The organism is Dyella sp. (genome assembly GCF_035503745.1).
GTDB lineage: Bacteria > Pseudomonadota > Gammaproteobacteria > Xanthomonadales > Rhodanobacteraceae > Dyella_B.
The window spans coordinates 80778-104984 of record NZ_DATJTC010000027.1; the positions used below are offsets into that span (position 1 = coordinate 80778).

Genomic DNA, 24207 nt, shown 5'->3' on the forward strand with positions numbered 1-24207 from the left:
GCGCATGATAGCCCCGCTCATGCGAGACTGCCGTCATGCCGATGCTCGCCGTTCATGACCAGCCCCTTCCCTACGTCGCGAAATTGCCCGAGCGCCCGGCAAGCGCCGTGACATTGGTGGTGATCCACTGCACGGAACTCCCCGACCTGGCGACCGCCCGCGAATACGGCGAAAAAGTGCTGTACGAAAGCGGCACCGGCAACAGCGGGCACTATTACATCGATCGCGACGGCCAGGTCTATCGTTATGTGCCCGGCACCCGCATCGCCAATCACGTGCGCGGCTACAACCCGTCGTCGATCGGCATCGAGCTGGTCAACCGGGGACGCTACCCGAACTGGTTCGACGCGCAGCACCAGGCCATGACCGAGCCCTACACCCAGGCGCAGATCGACTCCCTGCGTGCCTTGCTCGCGCAGTTGCGGACCGATTACCCCAACCTGCATCAGATTGCCGGTCACGAGGACTTGGACCGGGCCCGGGTGCCGGCCAGCGACGATCCGCACAAGGAGGTGGCCCGCAAGCTCGATCCCGGCCCGCTGTTCCCCTGGGCGCAGGTGCTGGCCGGCAGCGGCCTGACACGCATCGAAACCGGCCCATAGCCCGAGGGCATCGGACGACCCTTATAATCGCTGACCTCTTTTCGCCACCTGGGTTAGCGGCATGCCGGAAAAACACGTCAGCGAACTGGTCGAGCTGTTGGAGCTGGAACGGCTGGAAGACAATCTTTTCCGCGGCCAAAGCCGGGATATCGGCACGCGCTTCGTGTTCGGCGGACAGGTGCTGGGCCAGGCCCTGTCGGCGGCGCAGCAGACGGTCGATCCTTCGCGCCAGGCGCATTCGCTGCATGCCTACTTCCTGCGCGCCGGCGACATCGACGCGCCGATCGTGTACAGCATCGAGCGGGCGCGCGACGGCGGCTCGTTCTCCTCGCGCCGGGTGGTGGCCATCCAGCACGGGCAGCCCATCCTCAACGGCGCCGTTTCGTTCCAGGTGCCGGAAAAAGGCGTGGAACATCAATCCAGCATGCCCGAAGTGCCTGCCCCCGAGGACCTGGAGCCGATCCACCAGGTCTCGCGCGAGGAACTGGCGCGCCTGCCGGTGAAGCTGCAGCGCTGGCTGGGCCACGACGGTCCGTTCGAATTCCGCCAGGTGTGGCCGCGCGACGAGCTGCATCCGGCCAAGCGCCCGCCGATCCAGCACATCTGGTTTCGCCTCACCGCCCCGGTGAACGACTCGGCGGTGCTGCACAGCGCCCTGCTGGCGTATGCCTCCGACTTCCACCTGATCGGCACGGCAACGCTGCCGCACGGCATTTCCTACGTCACCCACAACATCCAGATGGCCAGCCTCGACCACGCGCTGTGGTTCCACCGCCCCTTCCGGGTGGACGAATGGCTGCTGTATTCCTTCGACAGCCCCACCGCACAAGGCGCACGGGGGCTGGCGCGAGGGCAGATCTTCAGCCGCGACGGGCGGCTGGTGGCCTCCACCGCGCAGGAAGGGTTAATCCGCTTGCGCGGCGACTGACTTAGACTGAACCCATGCGCCTGCTCTATACCTCGCCCCGCCAGGAAAACATCGACCGCGTTGCCGCCTTCATGGCCGAAAACGGGGTGGAAACCACTATCACCAACCGTTCCAACTGGAACCGGCCGAGCTACCAGCGCTTCAGCTACCAGCAGCGCCGCGAGAATCGCGACAGCTGGCCGCAGGTGTGGATCAGCCGCGCGGACGACTACACCCGCGGCCGCGAGCTTTTGCGCCAGCTCGGCATCGACCCGATCGTCCGCCACGGCGAGGAGCTGAACGTCGCACGCAATCCGGCCGCCTCCGTCTACACCCGACGCGAACATACGGTGGCCAGGGTGCGGCGTATCGTGCTGCTGTCGATCCTGGGCGTGTTCATGGTGCTGGCGCTGCACTACCTGCACGTGTTCTAACCACTTGCCCCGTACGGACCGTGGCACGGGCCACGGAACGCCCGCGTGGCGCTTGCCATGACCGCCGTAGGCGGTCATAGAATCGGGCCATGCGCTCCGACCACGTCCGCCTGTTCCAGACCCTGCCGCACAGTTGCGGCTATTTTGCCGGGCGCACGGCACAGAACCTGGTGATCGACCCGGCAGCGCCCCAGCTGGACCGGCTGTACGGCGCGGCCCTGGAGCACGGCTTCCGCCGGGCGGGCGGGCACCTGTACTTTCCGCACTGTCCCGGTTGCCACGCCTGCACGCCGTGCCGTATCGACGTGGCCCATTTCCGGCCCGACCGCTCGCAGCGCCGCTGCCTGAAGCGCAACGACGACCTCACCGTGACCGAGCGCATGGCCGGCTACAACAGCGAACGTCACGCGCTCTACTCGCGCTATTTGCGCACCCGCCATCCCGGCGGCGGCATGGACGAAGCCGAGGCCAGCGACTTCCGGCGTTTCCTGACCGCGCCCTGGAGCCCCACGCTGTTTCTGGAGATGCACCTGCGCGACCGCCTGCTCGCCGTTGCCGTGACCGATGTGTGCGCAACCGGCATTTCGGCCGTCTATACGTTTTACGACCCGGATGAAGCGCAGCGCGGCCTGGGTACGTTCGCGATCCTGCAGCAGGTGGAAGTGGCGCGGCGCAATGGCATTGCGTGGGTGTACCTGGGCTTTTGGATCGACGGTCATCCGAAGATGGACTACAAGCGCCGCTTCCAGCCGCTGCAGGTTCGCACCATGGACGGCTGGAACGCGCTCAAGCGCGACTGATCAACCCGCGAACGTGCGTTCGGCCGCGGTGGGCGCAGGGCTTGCCCTGGCCGGCGGATACGGGAACAGCTTGATCAGCGGTACCGAGATGCCGTCATCGCCCACCACACGGCAATGCGTGCGATCGAGTTCGCGCGGATCGTCCACGCCGCAGCTGTGCGCGATGATGCCCACTTCGTGCATCACGTTTTGCGCATAGTTGGCCACGCGCTCGCGCTTGTCGGCAACCACCAGCCCGCGCTGCAGCCGCGGATTCTGCGTGGTGATGCCAGTGGGACAGGTGTTGCGGTTGCATTGCAGCGACTGGATGCAGCCCAGCGCAAGCATGAATCCGCGCGCGGAATTGACGAAATCGGCCCCCATCGACAGCGCCCACGCCACGTCGTAGGCGGTGATGCACTTGCCCGAGCAGATCACCTTGATGCGATCGCGCAGACCCTTCTCGATAAGCGTATTGACCAGCGCGGGCAACGCTTCGTGCAACGGCAGGCCGACGCCTTCCATCAGCGTCTGCGGCGCGGCGCCCGTGCCGCCTTCGGAACCATCGACGATGATGAAGTCCGGCGCGCTTTCGACGCCGCGCCGGTGCACTTCCTCGCACAGCTGCTCGATCCATGCCATGCCGCCGAACACCGCCTTGAAACCGGTCGGCTTGCCGGTGAGTTGGCGGATGTGCGTGATCGCATCCATCAGCTGCGGCACATTGGCAATGTCCAGGTGCCGGTTTGGGCTCTGCGAATCCTGGCCGACGGGAATGCCGCGGATCTGGGCGATTTCCGGCGTCACTTTGGCCGCCGGCAACAAGCCGCCCATGCCCGGCTTGGCACCCTGGCCAAGCTTGATGCTGACCATCTTCACTTGCTTGTGCGCGCAGATGGCCAGCAGTTTGTCGTCATCGAGCTTACCGTCGGGCGTGCGCACGCCATATTTGGCCGTGCCGATTTCGAACACGATGTCGCAACCGCCTTCCAGGTGATACGGCGCCAGACCGCCCTCGCCAGTATCCATCCAGATGCCCGCCTTGGCCGCACCGTGGGACAACGCACGCACCGCCGGGGCGGAAAGCGCGCCAAAGCTCATCGCGGAAATGTTGAAGAATGCCGCATGATCGTACGGCTCGCGGGCGAACGGCCCGATGCGCACGGGCTTGGGCTTGACGTGATGATCGCCGAGTGCCGGGAACGCCGCGTTGACGAAAAACGGTACGCCCTCGCCGCGCAGATCGCGTGTGGAGCCGAACGCATTGGTGTTCTCCGAATTCTTCGCCGCGCGATAGACCCACATGCGTTCGGCGCGGTTGAACGGCAATTCCTCGCGGTCGCTGGAAAACAAGTACTGGCGGAAAAATTCGCCCAGGTGCAGAAAGAAGTAACGGAAGTGCCCGATCACCGGGTAATTGCGCAGCACCGAATTATGGGTTTGGTTGCGGTCGGTCACCCACACCACCATCACCACCAGCACGGCGATGACCAGCAGCAGCACGAACAGCAGCGCAAAGGTCTCCACCAGCACGACCAGCCAATGCGAAAAGCCTGTCGGTTCCATCTTCGCTCTCCCTTCAGCGACCGCTGCCGCCGTTGTCGTCCCGCCCATGTGTTTGGTGCGGGCGTGCCCAAGATTCTATAGCTGCGTGCGAATGGCCTTCGCCGCGCGAATGGCCTTCGCCTTGGCGGCCTCCACATCGGTATCGCGCGCCAGCGTGACCGCCATGCGACGGCGCCCTTTCACTTCGGGTTTGCCGAACAGGCGCAGTTGCGTATCGGGTTCGGCCAGCGCATCGGCCACGCCGTGATAGCGCGGCGCACGCCCCTCGCCCTCCACCAGCACAGCACACGAGGCAGAGGCGCCAAGCTGGCGGATCACCGGAATCGGCAAGCCCAGGATGGCGCGCGCATGCAGCGCGAATTCGGAAAGATCCTGCGAAATCAGCGTTACCAGCCCGGTATCGTGCGGGCGCGGGCTGACTTCGGAAAACACCACGTCGTCGCCCTTGACGAAAAACTCCACCCCAAACACGCCCCAGCCGCCCAGCGCCGAGGTCATCGCCTGGGCCTGCTGTTGCGCCTGCGCGAGGGCGGCGGCGCTCATCGGCTGTGGCTGCCAGGATTCGCGGTAATCGCCGTCTTCCTGGCGATGCCCGATCGGCGCGCAAAACACGGTGCCATCCTTGTGCCTGACGGTAAGCAAGGTGATTTCGTAATCGAACGCCACGAAGCCCTCGACAATCACTCGCCCCTTGCCCGCCCGGCCGCCCGATTGGGCGTAATCCCACGCTTTCTGCAGCCCGGACGCATCGCGCACGATGCTTTGTCCCTTGCCCGACGAACTCATCACCGGCTTGATCACGAAGGGGTAGCCGATCGCCGCGACGGCATCGCGATATTCCGACTCGGTCTGGCAGAAACGGTAAGGCGAGGTGGGCAGCCCCAGTTCCTCGGCGGCAAGCCGGCGGATACCTTCGCGATCCATGGTCAGCCATGCGGCGCGGGCCGTGGGAACGACGCGCAGCCCTTCCTTTTCCAGCTCCACCAGCGTGGCCGTGTGAATGGCCTCGATTTCCGGCACTACCAGGTCGGGCTTCTCACGCGCGATCACGCTGCGCAGCGCGGTGCCGTCCAGCATGTCGATCACATGGCTGCGGTGCGCCACCTGCATGGCCGGCGCATCGGCGTAGCGATCGACCGCGATCACCTCCACGGCATAGCGCTGCAGCTCGATGGCGACCTCCTTGCCAAGCTCGCCCGACCCCAGCAGCAGCACCTTCAAGGCATGTTCCGAATGAGGCGTGCCGAACGGCTTCATCAAGGTCTCCGGTAAAAGCCCTATTCTACCTCCAGGGCGTCGCGGCACCGCCGATACCTCGCGCAGCGGTTACTGGTGTGCCCGGCTTGTTGCCTTAAACGCCCAACCCAGCGCAATCCATCCCACGATGAAGGCCACCCCGCCGATGGGCGTGATGAGCCCGACCATGCGATTGGCACCCAGCGCAAGCGCGTAAAGACTGCCGCTGAACAGCACGATGCCGAGCCCGAAAGCGAACACGGCGACGCGAGCCGCCCTTGCGCGGCCGCAAAGCAGCGCCAGGACGAGCGCCAGCGCATGCCAAAAATGGTATTCCACCGCGGTATGCCACAGCTCATAGTGCGACGCATCCAGCACGGCGCGCAGGCCGTGTGCGCCGAAGGCACCCAGCACTACGGCACTCGCACCCGCCGTGCCGGCCAGCAAACCATCGCAATCATGGACAAGTTGTCGCATGAAAAACCTTCCTTCGCCCGAAAAAACCATCGGCCACCGAGTGTGGCGTATGCTCGGCGGGTCAACTACTGGAATTCTTGCATGAAGCTGCTGCGCGTCGCCCGCCTGGCCTGTCTGTCGATGGTATTGCTGGCAAGCCTGTTGATCACCGCCTGCCACCAGGATCAACCCTCGCCGTGGCAACTGGCGGACATCTCCGGGCACATGCCCGATCTGACGTTCCAGCTCACTGACGATCTGGGCAAAACCGTCACGGCGGACACGTATCGCGGCAAGGTCGTGCTGTTGTATTTCGGCTACACGCATTGTCCGGACGTATGTCCGTTGACGATGGCACATTTGCACGTGGTGATGCAAAGGCTGGGCAAGCTTGCCGATAACGTGCGCATACTTTTCGTAAGCGTCGACCCCGCGCGCGACACGCCGGCGGTCTTGCACGGCTACGTGACCGCGTTCGACCCGCACGCCGTCGGCCTCACCGGCTCGCCCTCGGACATCGAAGCATTGACCAAGCGCTATCGCGCCGCCTTCACCCGCGAACCGGGCAAAGCCGACGGCAGCTATGACGTCAGCCACAGTTCGGGCATCTATATCTTCGACAGCCACGGCAAGGCGCGCCTGCTGGCCACTTCTTCGGACCCGCTGGACAAGGTGGTACACGATTTGCGGCTGCTGCTGGGCGGAGATGCAACGTGACGGCGCGGCGCCTGCTTTTTGGGCTGACATGGGGCCTGTTGCTCAGCGGCAGTGCGCATTGCACGCAAGCCGGACAAATCGCTGCGAGCCACGCATGGATCCGCCTGCTGCCCGGCGATTTGCCTGCCGGCGGCTACGTCGCGCTACGCAACAGCGGTGCAGACGGCGTCGTATTGATCGGAGCGCACAGCAAAACGTACGCGTCGGTGATGCTGCACCAAAGCATACGGGATGCCGCCGGCATGGACCGCATGGTCATGGTGCGCCACCTGGCCATTCCGGCGCACGGCCAGGTGGCGCTGAGCCCGGCCGGCTATCATCTGATGTTAGAGCAGGCCAGCAGTGCGCCCAAGGTAGACGGCACGGTGCAGATCACCCTGGATTTCGCCGATGGCAGCCACCTGCCCGTGGCGTTTCTTGTTCGTCCCGCCAATGCAACCGATGCAAATTGAGCCGTCTGCCGCGACCAGGCATTCATGCGCGTCTTCGCCGTCTCCGATCTTCACCTGGACTACGCCGCCAACCGTCAATGGCTGCAGCAGCTATCGCGGCATGAGTATCGGCACGACGCGCTGATACTGGCCGGAGACATCTCCGATCGGCTGTCCCTGCTGATCGAAGGATTCAAGACGCTGACGGACCGGTTCTCGGCCGTGCATTACGTGCCCGGGAATCACGATCTGTGGGTTTCGCGCGATGGCGTGGGCGACTCCATCGAGAAGTTCGAAGCGGTGCGCGAGGCGGCCTCCCAACATGGCGTGCATGTGGACCCTTACCGCCATGGCGAGCTGGCGATCGTGCCGTTGCTCGGCTGGTACGACTATTCCTTCGGCGAGCCTGACGATTTCCTGCTTGGCGCGTGGGTGGACTATCGCGCGTGCCGTTGGCCGGAGGGTTATGACGCGGCCGCCATCACGCGCTTCTTCACCGGACGCAATCCGCTGCCGTCTTCACTGCCGATCGAGGACACCGGCAAGATCATCACTTTCTCGCATTTCCTGCCGCGCATCGACCTGATGCCCGATCGCATCCCGGCGCGCCATCGCAAGGTTTATCCCGTGCTCGGCACCACCATTTTGGAAACGCAACTCAGACAATGGGGTTCGAGCATGCATGTGTACGGGCACAGCCACGTCAACCGGCGCATCGTGCGTGAAGGCGTGGACTATATCAACAACGCATTCGGCTATCCGTCCGAGGCACACTTCACCGGCCGCCGCCTCGCACTGGTCCATACCGAGCCCTGACGCGGCGATACAAAAAAGCCCTCAACGGCTGCCGCCCGCCGGCGTCGCCCGCATCACCGGTTGTGCCGCGCGCGACGGACGACGCAGCCGGCCGCTGCGCGAAAGACGCAGCCATTGCCGCATTGCGAGCAATCCGCCGATGGTCTCGATGGTCGCCGCCGGCACCCAGATGATGATGCCGCCGATCAGCTGGCCGGTGAAAACATTGAAGTCGAAGGCGCGCCCGCAGATCTCGAAAATCGGGTAAAGATCGGTCTTGGAAAAAGTAATGATGGCGCCGGCCAGGATCTGCGGCGTCATGGTGAGGCCGGGCGAAAGCACGCGCAGCCCTGGAATCATGCGTCCCGGCGGACGCGGCCGATGGTCGAGCACCAGCCACCAATAGATGAACCCGCTGACTATCATCGACCAGTTCATGAAGCGATAGATGCGCCAGTCGAGCATCGCCATCGTCTGCATGGAAGGCACCAGCCAGATCAAGATGAACACGACGAACAGCACCGTGGCAACGGTGGGATTGAGCATGACCGCGCGCACCAGGCGCCACGGCCAGCTGCGCAAGAACGGACGCAGCACATGCACGCGCCAGCGCAACGGCATGCCCGCGCGCAATACCGAACCCGGATACGACGCCATCACCACCAGCGGTGCCAGATGGTGCAGCAACAATTGCTGAAGGCGGTGCATGAAAAATTCATGCTCGGCGTAGAAATCGAAATACGTATGCAGCGTCACGTAGACGATCGCCATGCCCGTCCAGAACGCCAGCCGCCGGCCGCCGCTTACCGTCAGCTTGCGGCAGCCGCGCCAATACAACACGCACGCCGCCAGGAAGGTCGCGAGAAAAACCCACGAAAATTCCCAAGGCACAATCCATTTGAGCAAGATGGCGATCATCGGCCCGATCCACGCCACGATGTGGCGACAGCAGCCCAGCTTAAATCACGGCCTGTTTTGCCCGGCAACCGAGGCTTGCGGCATATTGCCACCCTCACGCGCGCTGTCGCCGGTTGCTGCGATAGCGGCGCCAGCCATACAGCAGGCCGCCCAGAGTGATCAGTATCGGCAACAGTACAATGTTGATCACCTTCAGCCGCGTGCCAAGCGCATCGATTTCCGCATTGAGCTGATGCTGCACGTCGCGCAATTCCTTGCTGATTTCCAGTTCGCGCTTGAGGAATTGCTCGATTTCGCGTTTCTGCTCCATGTTGGTGGCTTCGTCGCGCGCGCCCTTGGTCGGTTGCAGCTCATCCAGCCGCTGCTTGGTGTCGGCCAGCTTGCTTTGCAGCTCCTGCTCTTTCTGCAGAAACTTTCGGTCGGCGGCACGCTGCAATGCCTGCACACGCGTGAAGGGGCGTTGCGAGCTGGAACGGCCACGGATGGAAAGCAAGGCCGAGGAACCGCTGAGGTTGTCCACCAGGTTGCTGATGAAGTCCCCGTTGTTCGCCAGCGCGACACCACCGATCGCCTGCCCCAGATAGGTCTGCGTCTCCACCCATAGGCGATCGGTCAGCAGGTCCGTGTCGGCAACAAGGATGATCTCGGCGTTGGGTGCCGACTCGGCCAGGTGCCCGGGCTTTTTCGCATCTTCCGGAAACGCGCTGACAAAGGGTCCGCGCAGGCGCGCGGCGATCACGTAGTTCTGTCCTTGCGCCTGGTAACCCTGCAGCAGACTGGTGGGATTGTTGGCTGCGTCGATAACGCGCTGGGTGGGCACCACCTCCGCCTCGGCACTGCTTTGCAGCAGCGGTATCAGGCGTGTCTGGGCGTTCGGCAAAAGATCGAAATGACCCGCCGAGGACACATAGATGCGCTGCAGGCTGGAGGTTACGACATCGTCGCGATTAAGCTCTTGCGCACCGAGCCCCAGCATGGCCGGATGGGAGAGATTCGCGCCCGCCAATTCGATCTGCAACGCGCGCCCGCGATCGAGGACCACCTGGTCGGGGCTGTAGGAAACGCCCCAGTCGGCGAACAGGCGCGGCAGGTTGGAGCTATGGTTGTTGGTGGCGCTGGTCGCGTCGTCGAGGAACGGAGTGGGATCGGATTCGGCCAGCGGATCGACGAATACCACCAGATGCCCGCCGCCCAGGACGTATTGATCCAGCGCGTACTGCGCATCGTTGGACAGGTTCTTGGGGTGAATCAGCAGCACGACCTGGATGCTCTTGTCGATCTGCCGAAGCTTGTCCGGATTGAGCACCCGCACGTCGAAAAGCTGCTGCAGCTGCCGCATGACTGTCCACGGCTGCGTGCCCTGCGCGGGATCGCCCATCACCGGCAAGCTGCTGATCACGCCGATGCGCGGCCGTTGCGGTTCGCTCAGCTGATACAGCAGCTTGGCGATGTCGTACTCGAGGAAGGTTTCGCGGCCCTGATCGAAAAAAGGAATGGAAAGCGTGCGGTCGGCCGATTTTCCATCGCTGTCCTCGGGCAGGTCGTTGTTGGCATCCTGGGCACTGTCCGCACCGGCCTGCCGCGTGGCCCCGACCAGGCCGAAAAAGATGCGTTCGCCGTTGGTACCGCCGCTGATGGGCGTAAGGCCGTTGCCTTCGGCACGCGCTTCGTCATCGGAATACGGCACCGGATCGACCACTTGCAGGCGGATGCGTCCGTGCGAACGGGCCACCATTTCCTGCAGCATCTCGTTGACGCGCTGTTCGTAGCTGCGTAGCGAGGGCAGGTCGCGCGTCGCATGCTGGGAGAAATACAACGTCAGCCATAGCGGCCGATGAACCCCATCGATGATCTGCTGCGTGCCGCGGGACAGGGTGTAGAGATGATCCTGGGTCAGGTCGAAGCGCTCCGGTTCCAGCCACCGGCTGGTGAGCAACGCCAGGGTGCAGTAGGACACGATCAAGGCGATCAGCGCGCTGAACAGCAAGGTGCGTCGACGCAGCAACGGACGGATCATTCAATGGCTCCGCTTGAGGTCGAGCACCAGCACGCCGGCAGTCAGCCAGGCGCCGATGGTCAGCACGAAATACAACAGATCGCGCACATCCAGCACGCCACGTGCAATGGCCTCGTAGTGACGCACCATGGACAAGTGCGCCACGCCGTTCACCAGCTTGCGCGGCAGGCCGCCCTGGAAGAAATCCAGCACCTGCGACTGCCCGGCCAGGATCAGCAGCACGCACACCACCGCCGTGAGAATGAAGGCCACGACCTGGCTGCTGGTCAGCGTCGACAGGCACGCGCCGATGGCCAGAAACGCCCCGGCCATCAACCAGCTGCCGATGTAGCCGGCGACGATGATGCCGTTGTCGGGCGACCCCAGGTAATTGACCGTGATCCAGATCGGAAAGGTCAGGAACAAGGCCAGCCCGATGAAAAACCACGCTGCCAGAAACTTGCCGAGCATGGACTGCCACAACGTCACGGGCAGCGTCATCAGCAATTCCATCGTGCCGGACTTCGCTTCCTCGGCCCACAGGCGCATCGACACTGCCGGCACCAAGATGAGATAAAGCCAGGGATGCATGACGAAGAACGGCTGCAGATCGGCGATGCCGCGATCGTAGAAGTCGCCGATGTAGAACGTCATGATGCCCGCCAGCACCAGAAAGATCACCAGGAACACGTAGGCGACCGGTGTTACGAAATAGCTGCGCAGCTCGCGGCGCGCGACGGCCATGATGGGACTCATAGGTGCGCCTGCGCCTGGCTACCGAGGGTGATCTGGCGGAACACCTCATCCAGGCGCCCGCGTTCGAGCTGAATCTCCGACACTTCCAGGCCCTGTTGGCGAAGCAGCGTTTCCACCGGCTCCAGGATGCGCTCGCCGGGCTTGGGAAACACCGTGATGCGGCCATCCAGCGGATCGACTTCGATTCCGGCCACCTGCGGCAGGCGTCCAAGCATTTCCTGCGAGATGGCACTGCCGGCCGCGCTGAACGACACCGCGCCGTGGTAACGCGAGCGCGCCTCAAGTTCGGCGGGCGTGGCATCGGCGCGCAAGCATCCACCGGCGATGATCACCACGCGATTGCACAACGCATGCACTTCTTCCAGCAGGTGGGTGGAAATGAGAATGGTGCGTTCGCGCGCCATCGCGTCGATCAACTGGCGTACCGTGTGTTTCTGGTTGGGATCGAGACCGTCGGTGGGCTCGTCCAGCATCAGCACCGGCGGATCGTGCACGATGGCCTGCGCAAGCCCCACGCGCCGGCGCAGCCCCTTGGAGAGATTTTCGATGCTGACATTCAATGCGTCCTCCAGTTGCAGCCGGCCGACGACGTCGTCGAAACGGCGGCGGCCCGCATACGAACGCAAGCCGCGCATGCGCATGACGAAGATCAGGAATTCGCGCACCGTCATCTCGCCATAGCTTGGCGCGCCTTCGGGCAGGTAGCCCAGCGCACGCCGGGCCTTGAGCGGCTCTTTGATCACATCGTGGCCGCACACGCGCGCCGTGCCCGCGGTGGGAACGAGAAAGCCGGCGATCATGCGCATCGCCGTGGTCTTGCCGGCGCCGTTGGGACCCAGCAGGCCCAGCACCTGCCCCGGCTCGGCGTAGATGCTCAGCGCATCCACGGCCGTCAAATGGCCATAGCGCTTAGTGAGCTTGTCGGTCTCGATCATGTCCGGTCGCAAAGAGAACTGTCATGCAATGTACCGCAAGCACCGCGCAAAGTTCGCGGCGGGCGGCCGCTTGCGCGATGGCAAACAAAAAAGCCCTCCGCGAGGGAGGGCTTTTCGACGCTGCGCGGAAGCTGGCGCTTACTGGCCGGCTGCAGTGCTGGCCGGAGCCGGCGCCGTGCTGCTGGAGGCCGGCTGGGCATTGATCACGCCCGGCTGCTTGATGCCGGCCATCTGCTCGGGCGTCTGCTGCGGCAACGTGCCGCCGTCGGCGGAATCGGTGATCGGCAGGTACACGCCGTACTGCGCGTAGGTGGTGATGTTGCCGCTGTTATCCTTCACTTCCGGCTGGGTCAGGATGTCGTACAGGCGGTTGGTCACTTCATCGAACTTGTAGCCGTGCGTCTGGGCGTAGGCCTTGAGCATGTCGCGGGTCTGCGGCACGCCGGCAGCGGTGCCGTTCCACGGCGCTTCCAGGGCGGGGCCACCGAACGCAAGCACGCCGCGCACGTTGCTGTCGATCACCAGGCGACCGTAGCGATCCTTGCTGCCAGGCTGGTTGTCGTTGGCATTGGCCGGTGCGGCGGCGGTGCTGCTGGAAGCCGGGGCACCGTTTTCATCCAGCGTCGGCGGCGTTGCGGCGGCGAGCTGGTAGCTCTGGCCGGCGACGGTGAGACTGGTGGCATCGATCGGCATGCCCACGTCGAAGGTGTAGGTCTGGTCACCGTAGTTGGTGGTGAAGATCACGCGCGGACCGGTGATGTTCACGCCAAGCTTCTTGGCGGCAGCCTGGATCTGGCTGATCGCGGTATCGGTTGCCGCGTTCAGACCATCCAGGCCGTCCTTGCGCTGCATGGAGGTGGACACCACCAGCATCGGCGTCGGCTTGGTCTGGACGATGTACGGGTCCAGCGCGCTGTAGTCGATGTTGGGCACGCCCGCCAGCACGTTCTGCAGGTTGTTCAGGCTGTACTGGATGAAGGCGTCCGGCGCGCCGTGGATGTACATGTTGGAGTAACGGTTGATGATGCTGAAACCGTAGCTCACGTCATACGACCAGGTGATCTTGGTCAGCTTGCCGGTGCTGCCCTGGCGCAGCAGGTCCAGGGTGAAGTGCTTGTCGTTGCCGCGCCAGTCGTTGTCGACGTTCCAGATGATCTCGGCATCATTGACCGACGGGTCGATCTTGTCGAAACCCGGCTGGGCGCTGGCGACGGTCAGCTTGCCATCGCCCACTTTCGGATCCTGGCTGCTCCAGCTGATTTCCGCGCCCGGGCCGTAGGCATTGCCGGACAGGGTGTATTTGGTGCTGGGATCGTACGCGCGCAGCACGCCGTAGTCGGGGAAGGTACGGAAGTTCGCCAGTACGTCATAGACCTGGCGCAGGTCTTTGCCCACCGTCAGCGTGCGCTCGACGTGGCCGCTAGCGGGCATGATGAAGCCCACCACCACGCCACAGATGGCGACGATGATCAGGGCAACGATGAATTCCAGGACACGCGTCATTCCAGGTTTCTCCGAGACGTCTCTCTAGTGCAGTGGAAAGCGCAGGTCGGGGTGGGTCCGCCAGAGATGGCTTCCTAGGGGGGAAATCGCATCAGACGGGGGGGTCGGCCGGCGCCTAAGCTGCCGATGGTACTTGCTCGCGCGCAGGAACGCTACGGGCCGCGAAGGCCCGTCCCCACGCTGCTTCGCAGCATTCCCTGATTGCGCCCGGAGGGGCTTGTCTGGCTAGACGATGCCCAATTCCAGCGCTTTGAGAACGGCGCGGGTGCGGTCGCGCACGCCCAGCTTGGACAGAATGTTGGAAACGTGGTTTTTCACGGTCCCTTCGGCCACTTTCAGCGAATTGGCAATTTCCTTATTGCTATAGCCGCCCGATAGCAGGCGCAGGATCTCGGTTTCGCGCTCGGTGAGTGGATCGGGCTGTTCCAGGCTGGTGAACTGGTTATGGATGCGGCCCACGCCCGCCAGCAGCCGCTGGGTCACCATCGGCGCCACCAGCGAACCGCCGCTGGCCACGGTGCGCACGGCTTCGACGAGCTGTTCCAGCGAGACATCCTTCAGCAGGTACCCGCGGGCGCCCGCCTTCAGACCCTGCAGCACCAGCTGGTCGTCGTCGAAGGTGGTGAGGATGATGGTCGGCGGCAGCTCGTTTCGCGCGGACAACGCCTGCAACACCTCCAGGCCGCTCATGTTCGGCATGCGCAAGTCCAGCAGCACCACGTCCGGCTTGATCCGGGGAATGTCCTGCACGGCCTGCACGCCGTCGGCGCATTCGGCCACCACGCGGATGTCCTGGGCCAGATCGAGCAGGGAACGCACTCCCTGCCGGACCAGGTTCTGGTCGTCGACGAGACAAACGGAAATCATCGTGGATCCTCGCAACGTGGGTGGTCCATCACTGAACGCATTGATACAACGAACACGGACGACAGGTCATTCTTACAGGGCATCATGTCAGGCTCAACGCCGGGGGCTCGAAACGCGAGGGGGTGTGCGCCAGCACCGACGCCTCACCCAGGGGTAGACGCACGTGGAGGGCAAAACCCTGCCCCGCCCCGCTCTCGACCGTCACATCGCCGCCGAACTCGGCCAGCCGCTCGCGCATGCCCGACAGCCCGTTGCCGGGCAGGATCGCCGCGGTGCCGCGCCCGTCGTCCCGCGCGTGCAGGTTCAGCCGGTTTTCGTCATCGTAAGTGAAGGCCAGCCAAAGGTTGCGCGCGCTGGCGTGCTTGGCGGTGTTGGTAATGATCTCCTGTACGCAGCGCAGCAACATCTGCGCCCGGCGGGGATCCTCGACGCTGAAACGCGGCGGGGTGTTCAAATGAACGCTCATGCTGGGCACGCCATCGATCAGGCTTTGCAAGGCCTGGGTCAGGTCGATGGCATCGTCCTGGCGCAGCTCGCTGACCGCTTCGCGCACGTCCGCCAGCAGCAGGCGCGCGGTGCTTTGCGCCTTGCGCACGTGCTCGGCCGCCGATTCGTTGCTGAGATGGCTGGCCACTTCCAGGTTGAGGCTGAGGGCGGTCAGGTGATGGCCGACCAGGTCGTGCAGTTCGCGCGCGATGCGCATGCGCTCGGCGATGCGCGTGGATTCGGCCAGCAAAGCACGGGTGGCGCGCAGCTCGGAGTTGAGCCGCCGCTGGGCCTCGCGCTCGTCGGCCTGCTGGCTGGCCACCATCGAGGCCACGAAGCCCGGCATGGCCAGTGCCGTATACAAGCATGCCTGCAGCAGGCTAAACAAAATGTTGGCCTTGAACTCGGCGAAGGTCGAAAACAGGGCGGTCAGGCAAATCGTCTGCAGCACGATCCACGCCACGCCGACCCGGGACGGCACCAGCCAGGGCAACACCACCGCCACCACCACCAGCATCGTGGCGGACAGGCCGCTGTGGCTATACCAGCCTGTCATCAGCGCGGCCGCCGTCATCAGCAGCAGGCCGAACAGGCGCACCCCCACATGACTGCGCGAACCAAGGTTCTCGGTGATCAGCAAATACAGAATGCCAAAGACCAGGTAGGACAGCGTCCAAAGCAGCAACGCGAAGCTGGGGCTATGCAGCAGATCCAGGCGGTGGGTCGCCCAGCTGGTGAGCAGCGGAGTCCCGGTGCACAGGTAAACGATCAGCCCCGTAAGGCGCAGTACCCGGATGTGGTTGAAATTGGTCATTCCCATGGCCTGCATGATAGGCCCGCGGCAAGGGCGTGGTATGCGCGGGAAGTCACCCTCTTCAGCCGGCGCGGGGCGCCCAAAAGCCGGCCCGCGGCCACGTGCGCGCGCCGGGCGGCTCGCTTCAAGCACCGGCTTTACAAAGGTTTTACATGCGGCAGTACGGGATGTGCCGCCTGATGCCGCATGCCATAATGCGCTACGAGCTGGGCCGTCAGTCGGTCTTAACTAGCAACCCATCACTGCGGAGCAACGAATGGCCCTTGCCATCCGCGACGTGCGCGAGCACGACTTGGATGCCGTACTGGCGCTCAACAACACCGCCGGTCGCTCCATTCTGGTCCTGGACGCCGCGCAGTTGCGCTACTTCTACGAGCAAGCCGACTACTTCCGCGTCGCGGAGATCGACGGCGAACTGGCCGGATTCCTGATCGCCCTGCGCGACAGCCGCGATTACGGCAGCCCGAACTATCGCTGGTTCGGCGAACACTACCCGTCCTTCGTCTACATCGACCGCATCGTCATCGCCAACGCCTACCGCCGGCACGGCCTGGGCCGCATCTTTTATTGCGACGTGAACAGCTTCGCCGAGGTGCGCGTACCCCTGCTCACCTGCGAGGTGTTCCTGGAGCCGATCGACGACGTGGTGGTGCTGTTCCACGGCACCTATGGCTTCCAGGAAGTGGGCCAGCAGCGCATGGGCGAGCACGGTCCGCAGGTCAGCCTGCTGGCCAAGGACCTGCCCAGCTTCGCGTACGTGCGCGACACCTACCTGGAACACGACGGCCTGCCCGACCTGCCCTGGCTGGCCAGCCGCGTGCCCTACTTCACCCACAACGATTCCCACCCGCGCCGCCTCGCCGGAGAGCGGGGCTCATGACGGTAAAAATGGATACAACAGAAGCCTGTGACCTGCGTTTCGGCCAGGTCGGCATTGCCTGCGTACGCGTGAAACGGCCGGATGCCGCCGCCCTCTGCGAAGAACTCGAACGCCGCGTGCGCGCCGCGCCGCAGTTGTTCAGCCGCGCCGCCGTGGTGCTGGACCTCAGCCACCTGCTGAACCTGCCCGATGACGGCACCGTCGACGCCCTGCTGGAAGCCGTGCGCAGCGCAGGCATGCTGCCGGTGGGCCTCGCTTACGGCACCAGCGCCACCGAAGCGCTCGCCCAGCGCATGGGCCTGCCGCTGATCGCCAAGTTCCGCGCCGCCTACGAACCCGCCGACGGCGGCAGTATCGCGCCGCCCGCGCCGAGCGCCACGCCGGCACCGGCACCGGCACCGGTGCGCGAGCCCGTACTTTCCGCCCCCGCACCCGGCAGCACGCTGGGCGCACAGCATCACGAGGGCGCGGTGCGTTCCGGGCAGCAGGTCTATGCGCGCGATCGCGACCTCGTCGTCACCGCCGCCATCGCCAACGGCGCAGAAGTGATCGCCGACGGCAGCATCCACATCTACGGCAGCCTCAAGGGGCGCGCCATGGCCGGGGCGCAGGGCGATGCGAAAGCGCGCATCTACGTTTCGGATTTCCGCGCCGAGCTGGTGGCCATCGCCGGCCACTACCGCGTGTTTGAACAAATACCCAAAGACCTGGAGGGCCAGTCTGTGCAATGCTGGCTCGATGGGGAAAAATTGCTGATCGCGCGCCTTTGAGCAAGGCCGCGCCGCGGCCGCCACTTATTAACCACTACCTATTACAAGAACACCAGCGGAGATGAGCCTTGAGTGCTGAGATTATCGTAGTGACGTCCGGCAAGGGTGGCGTCGGCAAGACCACCACCAGCGCATCGCTTGCCACCGGCCTGGCCATGCAGGGCAAGAAGGTGGCGGTGATCGACTTCGACGTCGGCCTGCGTAATCTCGACCTGATCATGGGCTGCGAACGCCGCGTGGTGTATGACTTCGTCAACGTCATTCACGGCGAGGCGACGATCAAGCAGTCGCTGATCAAGGACAAGCGCTACGAAAACCTCTACGTGCTCGCCGCCAGCCAGACGCGCGACAAAGACGCGCTGACCCAGGAAGGCGTGGAGAAAGTGCTGGACGATCTGGCCAAGGACGATTTCGACTACATCGTCTGCGATTCGCCCGCCGGCATCGAAAAAGGCGCGCACCTGGCGATGTACTTCGCCGACCACGCGGTGGTGGTGGTCAATCCGGAAGTGTCCTCCGTACGCGACTCGGACCGCATCCTGGGCCTTCTGGCCAGCAAGACGCGCCGCGCCGAACGCGGCGAAGGCGCCGTGTCCCAGCACCTGCTGCTTACCCGCTACAACCCCGCGCGCGTGGAACAGGGCGAAATGCTCAGTGTGAAGGACGTGGAAGACATCCTGGGCATCAGCGTGGTCGGCGTGATTCCGGAATCGGAAAACGTGCTCGCCGCATCCAACTCCGGCGTACCGGTGATCCTGGACGAAAATTCGAACGCCGGGCAGGCCTATCGCGACACCGTGGCCCGCATCCTCGGCGAAACACGCCCGATGCGCTTCCTTGACGCACCGAAGAAGGGCTTCTTCCAGCGCGTATTCGGAGGTTGACCGCGATGGGTATCCTGGATTTTCTCAAGCGCAAGCCCGAGCCCACGGCGGTCGTCGCCAAGGAACGCCTGCGCATCATCGTCGCGCAGGAACGTTCCAATCGTGGCGCGCCCGACTACCTGCCGTTGTTGCGCAACGAATTGCTCGAAGTCATCAAGAAGTACGTGAACGTCGATCTGGAAGCCATCAGCATCAACGTCGAGCGCGATAGCGGGCACGAAGTGCTGGAGCTGTCCGTCGCCCTGCCCGACGGCAAGCCCGCCGGCAACGCCGCTACCTGACCTTCCCCTCTCCCCGGCGGGGAGAGGGAGTCCCATGCACACCGCTGTATTACGCCTTGCCGACGTCGATGGAAGCGCGATCCAATCGCTGCTCGCGCGTTACGGCCTCAGGCTGATCAAGGTCGATGACGGCACGGCCATCCCCGGCAGCTTCTGGGGCGACGAGGAGGCCGGCATCATCGGCCACACCGTTTACGCGCGCGGCGACACGCCCGTGCATTCGGTGCTGCACGAAGCCGGCCATCTGATCGTACTGCCGCCCGAGCGCCGCGCCGAGGTCCATACCGACGCCACCGACTCGATCGAGGAAGAAGACGCCGTCTGCTACCTGCAGATCGTGCTGGGCGGCACGCTGCCCGGGGTCGGCCGCGCGCAGCTGATGGCGGACATGGATGCATGGGGCTATTCCTTCCGGCTCGGTTCGGCGCAGGCGTGGTTCGAGCACGACGCGGAAAACGCCCGCGCATGGCTGGTGGCCCACGGACTGCTTACCCAAGCCGGGGACCCGGTATAGTCGCCCTCGCCCTATTCCGAGCAAGCCCCATCGTGCTGAAGAACACGCGCTACTACGACCCCATCAACGACTTCCGCCGCCGCGTGGCACGCCGGCTCATGCGCCTGGTGTTCGGCAATCATGGCCAGCCCACCTCCGCGCCGCTGCCGGCCAAGGGCATCTATCGCATCCTGGTCTGCCATGTCAGCCACAGCCTGGGCAATACGCTACTGCTGACGCCGCTGTTGTCGGAGCTGGAAAAGGTCTACCCCGCGGCGGAAATCGACATTCTTACGCGCAGCCCGATCGCATCGGAAGTCTACGGCCACTTCTTCAATGTGCAGCGCATCTTCCGTCTTCCCGCACACGGGGTGGGACATCCGTTCCAGTTCTGGGGCACGATGCGCCGCATGCGCAGGATCCGCTACGACCTGGCGATCGATGCCGACCCCTTGTCGCAGACCGGCCGCCTGCTGATGCTGTTGTCCCATTCGACCTGCACGCTCGGCTTCAGCAGCCCGAAGAAACACGGCGAAATCACCCACGCCGTGCCCTTGCCGCCGAATGTGCAAAGCAAGGGCCGCCGGCCGGTGTACCTGCTGCGCAGTGCGATGGGAGGCCATGTCGCGGACGACTATCCGGTGCCCGATATCCGCCTGGGCGCCGGCGAGCGCGAGCAAGGTCGCGCGGCGCTGAGCCGCTCCCTGGCGGCGGCCGGCATCGCCACGCCGGGCCGCGGCATCATCGGCATTTTCGCCAACGCCACCGGACCCAAGCTGCTGGGCGAAGCGTGGTGGACGCGTTTTATTCAGGTGCTTGAGGCGCAGCACCCGGAGCACCGCATCGTGGAGATCCTGCCTGCCTCGGGCCAGTCGATGCTCAGCTCGAAATATCCGGCCTACTACTCCAGCGACCTGCGCAAGCTCGCCAGCGTGCTTTCCGGTTTGGCCGTCTATATCAGCGCCGACTGCGGAATCATGCACCTGGCCTGCGCCTCGGACGTGCCGACGATGGGCATCTTCACCACCACCAGCGCGTCCGAATGGGGCCCTTACGGCCCGGGCAGACACGTCATCGCCGGTTACGAGAAGTCGCCCGAAGATATCGCGCGGATGATCGCCGCCATGCCCGAGCTGACCTCCGGCACCCGCATGTGACGCAAGGATGCCCCCAAACCCTGCGGCATGGGCTAGCATGATGGTCCATGAGGGAGATGGCATGCCTCCCGCTCCAGCCCGGAGCGAACCACCGAAAGGTTGATGATGCCTGCACCACCGGTTTCCGGCGGCGCGGGCATGCCTGTTGCCGTGGAATGGATCCATCGCAAGCAGGAGACGACACAACGTGAGCATCGCTGGATTTCTGGCCGTCGGCATCGGCGGCATGCTGGGCTGCTGGCTGCGCTGGATGCTGGGCATGCTGCTCAATCCGATCTTTCCCACCATCCCCCTGGGCACGCTGGCGGCAAACCTCGGCGGCGGCCTGCTGATGGGCTGCATGATGGGTATCTTCGAACACTTCCAGACCCTTCCGCCGGAGCTGCGGCTGCTGATCATGACCGGCTTCCTCGGCGGCCTGACCACCTTCTCGACCTTCTCCGCCGAAGCCGATACCTTGCTGTTGCGCGGACAATACCTGTGGTTCGCAACGCACGTGGTCGTGCACTTGCTCGGCAGCCTCGGCATGACGATCCTGGGCATCTTCCTGACGCGCGGCCTGTTGCGTCATTGATTGATATGGAGTGGGCAACGTCATGAGCCAAGAAACTTCGTTCGGCGCATATCCAGCCAATGGCGTGTTCCTGCGTTTTTACACGCATGTGCACGCCAAGCACGACGGCTTGCTGATTTCCGAATGGCTGCTGGGACTGGCCAGGCGCCACAAGCTGGGCGGCGGCTCGGTGTTCCGCGCCACGGCAGGATTCGGGCGGCACGGCATCGTGCACCATGAGGCTTTTTTCGAACTCGCCGACGACCTTCCGCAGAAAATCGAATTCCTGCTCAGCGAGCAGCATGCGCAAACCCTGCTGCAACTGGTGCGCGAGGCGGGCGTTAACCTTGTTTATGCATGGTCGCCGGTAAACTTCGGCTTATTGGGCAAGGATCGAGATGCATGAGCCAGGAATCCCTGCGTCAACGCGCAGCCGAACTGCTTGAGCTGGCCGGTGTGCACATCGACGGACGCGCGGCCACCGACATCCGCGTCCACGACGAGCAGTTGTATGCCCGCGTGTTCGCGCACGGATCGCTGGGCCTGGGCGAAGCTTACATGGACGGCTGGTGGGACGCCGAAGACCTGCCCGGCTTTTTCACCCGGATCCTGACCACGCATCTGGACGAGCACCTGAAAACGCTCGACACCCTGATCGCACACCTGAAAGCGCGCTTCATCAACATGCAGCGCGGCCAGCATGCGTTCGAGATCGGCAAGGTGCACTACGACCTGGGCAACGATCTGTTCAAGGCCATGCTCGGCAAACGCATGATGTATTCCTGCGGCTACTGGGCCGAGGCGAACGATCTGGACCAGGCGCAGGAGGCCAAGCTCGACCTGATCTGCCGCAAGCTGAAGCTGAAACCGGGCATGAAGGTGCTGGACATCGGCTGCGGCTGGGGCGAGGCGCTGAAGTTCGGCGCCGAGCGCTACGGCATCAGCGGCGTTGGCATCACCGTGTCGCACGAGCAGGCGGAGCTGGCGCGCGACCTGTGCCGCGGCCTGCCCGTCGAGATCCGCCTGCAGGACTATCGCGAGCTCAACGAGCCGTTCGACGCGATCATGTCGATCGGCATGTTCGAGCACGTGGGCGGAAAGAATTACCGCGAATACTTTGAAGTCGCGCGCCGCTGCCTGAAGGACGACGGCCTGTTCCTGCTCCACAGCATCGGCACCAACCAGGCGCCGGGACGGCCCGATCCGTGGATCGAAAAATACATCTTCCCCAACTCGATGATTCCGGCCGGCAGCCAGGTCGCTGCCGCCCTGGAAGGGTTGTTCGTGGTCGAAGACTGGCATAATTTCGGCGCCGACTACGATCGTACGCTGATGGCCTGGCGCGCCAACGTCGATACGGCGTGGCCCGAGCTTTCGGCGCGCTACGATGAACGCTTCCGTCGCATGTGGTGTTTTTACCTGGCGGTTTCCGCCGCCGTTTTCCGCAGCCGGCGCGATCAGCTCTGGCAACTTACCCTGAGCCCGCACGGCGTACCCGGCGGCTACCGCGTTCCCCGCTGAGGCGCCATGCACATCCCCCGTCGTTTTTTGACCGTGCTGCTACCGCTGCTGTTCTTGCTGTGCGGCAACGCACTGGCGCATCCGGCGCTGTGGCAGGTGAAGAGCGGCAACAGCACCATTTATCTGTTCGGCACCGTGCACGTGCTGCCCAACGATACCGACTGGCATTTCCAGGCGCTCAACCAGGCGCTCGTCCAAAGCCACGCGCTGTACCTGGAGCTGACCGACGATGACCAGGCGAACATGGCGGCATTGGTGATGCGCTACGGCCTGGACACCGCGCACCCGCTGTCCACGCAACTGAGTGAAAGCGACAATGCCGCGCTGGCCCGCGCCGCCCAGGTAGCCGGCCTGCCCGGCGGCACCGCCACCCTGCAGCCCATGAAACCGTGGCTGGCGGCACTGACCCTGACGGTGGCGCCGCTCATGAAAGCAGGCATCGATCCGGCCCAAGGCGTGGACAGGCAACTGAAGCTGCAGATGACCGCCGCGGGCAAGCCCGTGCGCGGCCTTGAAACCGCCGAACAGCAGATCCAGTTTCTCGCCGACATGCCACAAGCGCTGCAGCTTGCCTTTCTGCGCGACACCTTGCGCGATACCGACAAGGACGTCGCCGAACTGCGCTCGCTGATCGATGCCTGGAAACGCGGCGACGTTGGCGCCATCGCCAAACTGGAAAACGATGAGCTGAAAACCCAGGAGCCCGCGCTCTATCAGTCCCTGCTGGTGCAGCGAAACACCGCCTGGGCGGCGAAGATCAAGGACATGCTCAAGCAGCCCGGCACCGTGTTCGTGGCGGTCGGCGCCGCGCATCTGGCCGGCCCCGACAGCGTGCAGGCCCAGCTGGCAAAACTGGGCATTACCACCCAGCAGGAATGAACCGCCGCCTTGACCGCGCGATCAGAAATGCGCCGTGACCGGCTTGGGCTTCAACGGCAGGCGGGGGATATGGATGGTATAGGCATCCATTTTGCCCAGATCCACGTATGAAGCGGTCAACGCCTTGCCATCGAACGCGACGTCCACACGATAAACATGCCCTGCCTGGGCGTTGTCGAGCTTGAACCAGGGGCGGTTGACCAGATGCCCGTTGGAGAGCGTGAGCCTGATCACCCGGGTACCCGGCAACACGCGTACCCAAGGCGTCTTGCCGCCATCCCAGCGGGTCCAGGTGCTCGTCTGGTCCACGCCGGTGATGCCGCAGATGTATTGCGGCTGCTCGGCACAAACCACGATCGCGGTATCGGACTGCGGATGATCCTTGTCCTTGTAGCCCTTGATGGGGTGCCTGCCGCCTATCAGCGCGCATCCGGCAAGCAGGACGCAAGCCGTCGCAACGGCAACCGAGCGTTGAAATGGCATGGTTGGAAGCTACCCCGCGATACGTGCACTGCCGGCATTCTAGCCGAACGCGCCCGCCATCTGGCACCATCCTCCGCGCCCAAGGTGTCTAGGGATGCTCTGATTAAT

General features: G+C 64.2%; 28 protein-coding genes and 1 riboswitch. Of the genes, 17 read left to right on the top strand and 11 right to left on the bottom strand.

All coding sequences use genetic code 11. From position 1 onward, the window contains the following. Positions 1 to 35 precede the first annotated feature (35 nt). The 4 genes from VME63_RS10675 to VME63_RS10690 all read left to right on the top strand — a co-directional run bounded on the left by VME63_RS10675 (position 36) and on the right by VME63_RS10690 (position 2743). Entirely contained in the window at positions 36 to 602 is a 567-nt protein-coding gene (locus VME63_RS10675; RefSeq protein WP_325433081.1) for an N-acetylmuramoyl-L-alanine amidase, read from the top strand. Between the two features lie 61 nt (positions 603 to 663). Continuing rightward, the gene (gene tesB, locus VME63_RS10680; RefSeq protein WP_325433083.1) at positions 664 to 1530 is read left to right on the top strand and encodes an acyl-CoA thioesterase II; all 867 of its coding nucleotides are present in this window, start codon (positions 664 to 666) and stop codon (positions 1528 to 1530) included. Between the two features lie 14 nt (positions 1531 to 1544). Beyond that, on the top strand, positions 1545 to 1943 hold the full coding sequence (locus tag VME63_RS10685) for a hypothetical protein (RefSeq protein ID WP_325433085.1): 399 nt from the start codon (positions 1545 to 1547) through the stop codon (positions 1941 to 1943). A gap of 89 nt (positions 1944 to 2032) precedes the next feature. Further along, entirely contained in the window at positions 2033 to 2743 is a 711-nt protein-coding gene (locus VME63_RS10690; RefSeq protein WP_325433087.1) for an arginyltransferase, read from the top strand. Here VME63_RS10690 and VME63_RS10695 read toward each other — a convergent pair whose 3' ends face one another. The 3 genes from VME63_RS10695 to VME63_RS10705 all read right to left on the bottom strand — a co-directional run bounded on the left by VME63_RS10695 (position 2744) and on the right by VME63_RS10705 (position 6001). Continuing rightward, on the bottom strand, positions 2744 to 4288 hold the full coding sequence (locus VME63_RS10695; RefSeq protein ID WP_325433089.1) for an FMN-binding glutamate synthase family protein: 1545 nt from the start codon (positions 4286 to 4288) through the stop codon (positions 2744 to 2746). It abuts the gene before it with no gap. Between the two features lie 75 nt (positions 4289 to 4363). Then, positions 4364 to 5545: a formate-dependent phosphoribosylglycinamide formyltransferase gene (purT, locus tag VME63_RS10700; RefSeq protein WP_325433091.1), complete on the bottom strand. Its 1182-nt coding sequence runs from the start codon at positions 5543 to 5545 to the stop codon at positions 4364 to 4366. A gap of 69 nt (positions 5546 to 5614) precedes the next feature. Continuing rightward, positions 5615 to 6001: a DUF423 domain-containing protein gene (locus VME63_RS10705; RefSeq protein ID WP_325433093.1), complete on the bottom strand. Its 387-nt coding sequence runs from the start codon at positions 5999 to 6001 to the stop codon at positions 5615 to 5617. Between the two features lie 81 nt (positions 6002 to 6082). On the opposite strand from VME63_RS10705, the gene VME63_RS10710 reads away from it, so the two are divergent. The 3 genes from VME63_RS10710 to VME63_RS10720 are packed head-to-tail and all read left to right on the top strand — an operon-like array spanning position 6083 to position 7944. Next, entirely contained in the window at positions 6083 to 6697 is a 615-nt protein-coding gene (locus VME63_RS10710; protein WP_325433095.1) for an SCO family protein, read from the top strand. Then, entirely contained in the window at positions 6694 to 7149 is a 456-nt protein-coding gene (locus VME63_RS10715) for a copper chaperone PCu(A)C (RefSeq protein WP_325433097.1), read from the top strand. Before VME63_RS10710 ends, VME63_RS10715 begins: the two co-directional genes overlap by 4 nt. A 24-nt stretch (positions 7150 to 7173) precedes the next feature. Continuing rightward, positions 7174 to 7944, top strand: a complete 771-nt coding sequence (locus VME63_RS10720; protein WP_325433099.1) for a metallophosphoesterase — start codon at positions 7174 to 7176, stop codon at positions 7942 to 7944. Positions 7945 to 7965: 21 nt separating this feature from the next. On the opposite strand, the gene VME63_RS10725 is transcribed toward VME63_RS10720, so the two are convergent. The 7 genes from VME63_RS10725 to VME63_RS10755 all read right to left on the bottom strand — a co-directional run bounded on the left by VME63_RS10725 (position 7966) and on the right by VME63_RS10755 (position 16204). After that, entirely contained in the window at positions 7966 to 8841 is an 876-nt protein-coding gene (locus VME63_RS10725) for a cytochrome c oxidase assembly protein (protein WP_325433101.1), read from the bottom strand. Between the two features lie 94 nt (positions 8842 to 8935). Then, entirely contained in the window at positions 8936 to 10858 is a 1923-nt protein-coding gene (locus tag VME63_RS10730) for a GldG family protein (RefSeq protein WP_325433103.1), read from the bottom strand. Next, on the bottom strand, positions 10859 to 11593 hold the full coding sequence (locus tag VME63_RS10735; RefSeq protein WP_325433105.1) for an ABC transporter permease subunit: 735 nt from the start codon (positions 11591 to 11593) through the stop codon (positions 10859 to 10861). Continuing rightward, entirely contained in the window at positions 11590 to 12528 is a 939-nt protein-coding gene (locus VME63_RS10740; protein ID WP_325433107.1) for an ABC transporter ATP-binding protein, read from the bottom strand. Before VME63_RS10740 ends, VME63_RS10735 begins: the two co-directional genes overlap by 4 nt. A gap of 138 nt (positions 12529 to 12666) precedes the next feature. After that, positions 12667 to 14031 (bottom strand): polyketide cyclase, encoded by a 1365-nt coding sequence (locus VME63_RS10745; protein ID WP_325433109.1) that lies wholly within the window; start codon positions 14029 to 14031, stop codon positions 12667 to 12669. A gap of 225 nt (positions 14032 to 14256) precedes the next feature. Continuing rightward, the gene (locus VME63_RS10750) at positions 14257 to 14898 is read right to left on the bottom strand and encodes a response regulator transcription factor (RefSeq protein ID WP_325433111.1); all 642 of its coding nucleotides are present in this window, start codon (positions 14896 to 14898) and stop codon (positions 14257 to 14259) included. A gap of 82 nt (positions 14899 to 14980) precedes the next feature. Continuing rightward, positions 14981 to 16204 carry a sensor histidine kinase gene (locus VME63_RS10755; protein ID WP_325433236.1) on the bottom strand — a complete coding sequence of 408 codons (1224 nt, stop codon included), beginning with the start codon at positions 16202 to 16204 and terminating at the stop codon, positions 14981 to 14983. Between the two features lie 250 nt (positions 16205 to 16454). Between VME63_RS10755 and VME63_RS10760 the strand changes: the two genes are divergently transcribed. The 10 genes from VME63_RS10760 to VME63_RS10805 all read left to right on the top strand — a co-directional run bounded on the left by VME63_RS10760 (position 16455) and on the right by VME63_RS10805 (position 23616). Further along, positions 16455 to 17078: a GNAT family N-acetyltransferase gene (locus tag VME63_RS10760; RefSeq protein ID WP_325433113.1), complete on the top strand. Its 624-nt coding sequence runs from the start codon at positions 16455 to 16457 to the stop codon at positions 17076 to 17078. Beyond that, positions 17075 to 17848, top strand: coding sequence for a septum site-determining protein MinC (gene minC / locus VME63_RS10765; protein WP_325433115.1), 774 nt, complete (start codon positions 17075 to 17077; stop codon positions 17846 to 17848). The genes VME63_RS10760 and minC overlap by 4 nt, the downstream gene beginning before the upstream one ends. Before the next feature lie 68 nt (positions 17849 to 17916). Continuing rightward, the gene (gene minD, locus VME63_RS10770; protein ID WP_325433117.1) at positions 17917 to 18732 is read left to right on the top strand and encodes a septum site-determining protein MinD; all 816 of its coding nucleotides are present in this window, start codon (positions 17917 to 17919) and stop codon (positions 18730 to 18732) included. Between the two features lie 5 nt (positions 18733 to 18737). Then, the gene (gene minE, locus VME63_RS10775; RefSeq protein WP_325433119.1) at positions 18738 to 19013 is read left to right on the top strand and encodes a cell division topological specificity factor MinE; all 276 of its coding nucleotides are present in this window, start codon (positions 18738 to 18740) and stop codon (positions 19011 to 19013) included. Between the two features lie 34 nt (positions 19014 to 19047). After that, a complete protein-coding gene (locus tag VME63_RS10780) occupies positions 19048 to 19527 on the top strand; it encodes a hypothetical protein (RefSeq protein ID WP_325433121.1) in 480 nt (159 codons plus the stop codon). Between the two features lie 32 nt (positions 19528 to 19559). Continuing rightward, the gene (locus tag VME63_RS10785; RefSeq protein ID WP_325433123.1) at positions 19560 to 20663 is read left to right on the top strand and encodes a glycosyltransferase family 9 protein; all 1104 of its coding nucleotides are present in this window, start codon (positions 19560 to 19562) and stop codon (positions 20661 to 20663) included. Positions 20664 to 20706: 43 nt separating this feature from the next. Next, positions 20707 to 20782, top strand: a riboswitch (Fluoride riboswitch). A gap of 68 nt (positions 20783 to 20850) precedes the next feature. Continuing rightward, positions 20851 to 21237 carry a fluoride efflux transporter CrcB gene (gene crcB / locus VME63_RS10790; RefSeq protein WP_325433125.1) on the top strand — a complete coding sequence of 129 codons (387 nt, stop codon included), beginning with the start codon at positions 20851 to 20853 and terminating at the stop codon, positions 21235 to 21237. Between the two features lie 22 nt (positions 21238 to 21259). Further along, on the top strand, positions 21260 to 21622 hold the full coding sequence (locus VME63_RS10795) for a DUF190 domain-containing protein (RefSeq protein WP_325433127.1): 363 nt from the start codon (positions 21260 to 21262) through the stop codon (positions 21620 to 21622). Next, positions 21619 to 22737 carry a cyclopropane fatty acyl phospholipid synthase gene (cfa, locus tag VME63_RS10800; RefSeq protein ID WP_325433129.1) on the top strand — a complete coding sequence of 373 codons (1119 nt, stop codon included), beginning with the start codon at positions 21619 to 21621 and terminating at the stop codon, positions 22735 to 22737. Before VME63_RS10795 ends, cfa begins: the two co-directional genes overlap by 4 nt. A gap of 6 nt (positions 22738 to 22743) precedes the next feature. Next, a complete protein-coding gene (locus VME63_RS10805; protein WP_325433131.1) occupies positions 22744 to 23616 on the top strand; it encodes a TraB/GumN family protein in 873 nt (290 codons plus the stop codon). Between the two features lie 21 nt (positions 23617 to 23637). Here VME63_RS10805 and VME63_RS10810 read toward each other — a convergent pair whose 3' ends face one another. Further along, the gene (locus VME63_RS10810; protein WP_325433133.1) at positions 23638 to 24099 is read right to left on the bottom strand and encodes a hypothetical protein; all 462 of its coding nucleotides are present in this window, start codon (positions 24097 to 24099) and stop codon (positions 23638 to 23640) included. Positions 24100 to 24207 lie beyond the last annotated feature (108 nt).

What these genes read in the sequence shown, in the direction of transcription:
- VME63_RS10675 (WP_325433081.1), top strand. Translation starts at nt 36, where the DNA reads ATGCCGATGCTCGCCGTTCATGACCAGCCCCTTCCCTACGTCGCGAAA.
- tesB (WP_325433083.1), top strand. Translation starts at nt 664, where the DNA reads ATGCCGGAAAAACACGTCAGCGAACTGGTCGAGCTGTTGGAGCTGGAA.
- VME63_RS10685 (WP_325433085.1), top strand. Translation starts at nt 1,545, where the DNA reads ATGCGCCTGCTCTATACCTCGCCCCGCCAGGAAAACATCGACCGCGTT.
- VME63_RS10690 (WP_325433087.1), top strand. Translation starts at nt 2,033, where the DNA reads ATGCGCTCCGACCACGTCCGCCTGTTCCAGACCCTGCCGCACAGTTGC.
- VME63_RS10695 (WP_325433089.1), bottom strand. Translation starts at nt 4,288, where the DNA reads ATGGAACCGACAGGCTTTTCGCATTGGCTGGTCGTGCTGGTGGAGACC.
- purT (WP_325433091.1), bottom strand. Translation starts at nt 5,545, where the DNA reads ATGAAGCCGTTCGGCACGCCTCATTCGGAACATGCCTTGAAGGTGCTG.
- VME63_RS10705 (WP_325433093.1), bottom strand. Translation starts at nt 6,001, where the DNA reads ATGCGACAACTTGTCCATGATTGCGATGGTTTGCTGGCCGGCACGGCG.
- VME63_RS10710 (WP_325433095.1), top strand. Translation starts at nt 6,083, where the DNA reads ATGAAGCTGCTGCGCGTCGCCCGCCTGGCCTGTCTGTCGATGGTATTG.
- VME63_RS10720 (WP_325433099.1), top strand. Translation starts at nt 7,174, where the DNA reads ATGCGCGTCTTCGCCGTCTCCGATCTTCACCTGGACTACGCCGCCAAC.
- VME63_RS10725 (WP_325433101.1), bottom strand. Translation starts at nt 8,841, where the DNA reads ATGATCGCCATCTTGCTCAAATGGATTGTGCCTTGGGAATTTTCGTGG.
- VME63_RS10730 (WP_325433103.1), bottom strand. Translation starts at nt 10,858, where the DNA reads ATGATCCGTCCGTTGCTGCGTCGACGCACCTTGCTGTTCAGCGCGCTG.
- VME63_RS10735 (WP_325433105.1), bottom strand. Translation starts at nt 11,593, where the DNA reads ATGAGTCCCATCATGGCCGTCGCGCGCCGCGAGCTGCGCAGCTATTTC.
- VME63_RS10740 (WP_325433107.1), bottom strand. Translation starts at nt 12,528, where the DNA reads ATGATCGAGACCGACAAGCTCACTAAGCGCTATGGCCATTTGACGGCC.
- VME63_RS10745 (WP_325433109.1), bottom strand. Translation starts at nt 14,031, where the DNA reads ATGACGCGTGTCCTGGAATTCATCGTTGCCCTGATCATCGTCGCCATC.
- VME63_RS10750 (WP_325433111.1), bottom strand. Translation starts at nt 14,898, where the DNA reads ATGATTTCCGTTTGTCTCGTCGACGACCAGAACCTGGTCCGGCAGGGA.
- VME63_RS10755 (WP_325433236.1), bottom strand. Translation starts at nt 16,204, where the DNA reads ATGGGAATGACCAATTTCAACCACATCCGGGTACTGCGCCTTACGGGG.
- VME63_RS10760 (WP_325433113.1), top strand. Translation starts at nt 16,455, where the DNA reads ATGGCCCTTGCCATCCGCGACGTGCGCGAGCACGACTTGGATGCCGTA.
- minC (WP_325433115.1), top strand. Translation starts at nt 17,075, where the DNA reads ATGACGGTAAAAATGGATACAACAGAAGCCTGTGACCTGCGTTTCGGC.
- minE (WP_325433119.1), top strand. Translation starts at nt 18,738, where the DNA reads ATGGGTATCCTGGATTTTCTCAAGCGCAAGCCCGAGCCCACGGCGGTC.
- VME63_RS10780 (WP_325433121.1), top strand. Translation starts at nt 19,048, where the DNA reads ATGCACACCGCTGTATTACGCCTTGCCGACGTCGATGGAAGCGCGATC.
- VME63_RS10795 (WP_325433127.1), top strand. Translation starts at nt 21,260, where the DNA reads ATGAGCCAAGAAACTTCGTTCGGCGCATATCCAGCCAATGGCGTGTTC.
- cfa (WP_325433129.1), top strand. Translation starts at nt 21,619, where the DNA reads ATGAGCCAGGAATCCCTGCGTCAACGCGCAGCCGAACTGCTTGAGCTG.
- VME63_RS10805 (WP_325433131.1), top strand. Translation starts at nt 22,744, where the DNA reads ATGCACATCCCCCGTCGTTTTTTGACCGTGCTGCTACCGCTGCTGTTC.
- VME63_RS10810 (WP_325433133.1), bottom strand. Translation starts at nt 24,099, where the DNA reads ATGCCATTTCAACGCTCGGTTGCCGTTGCGACGGCTTGCGTCCTGCTT.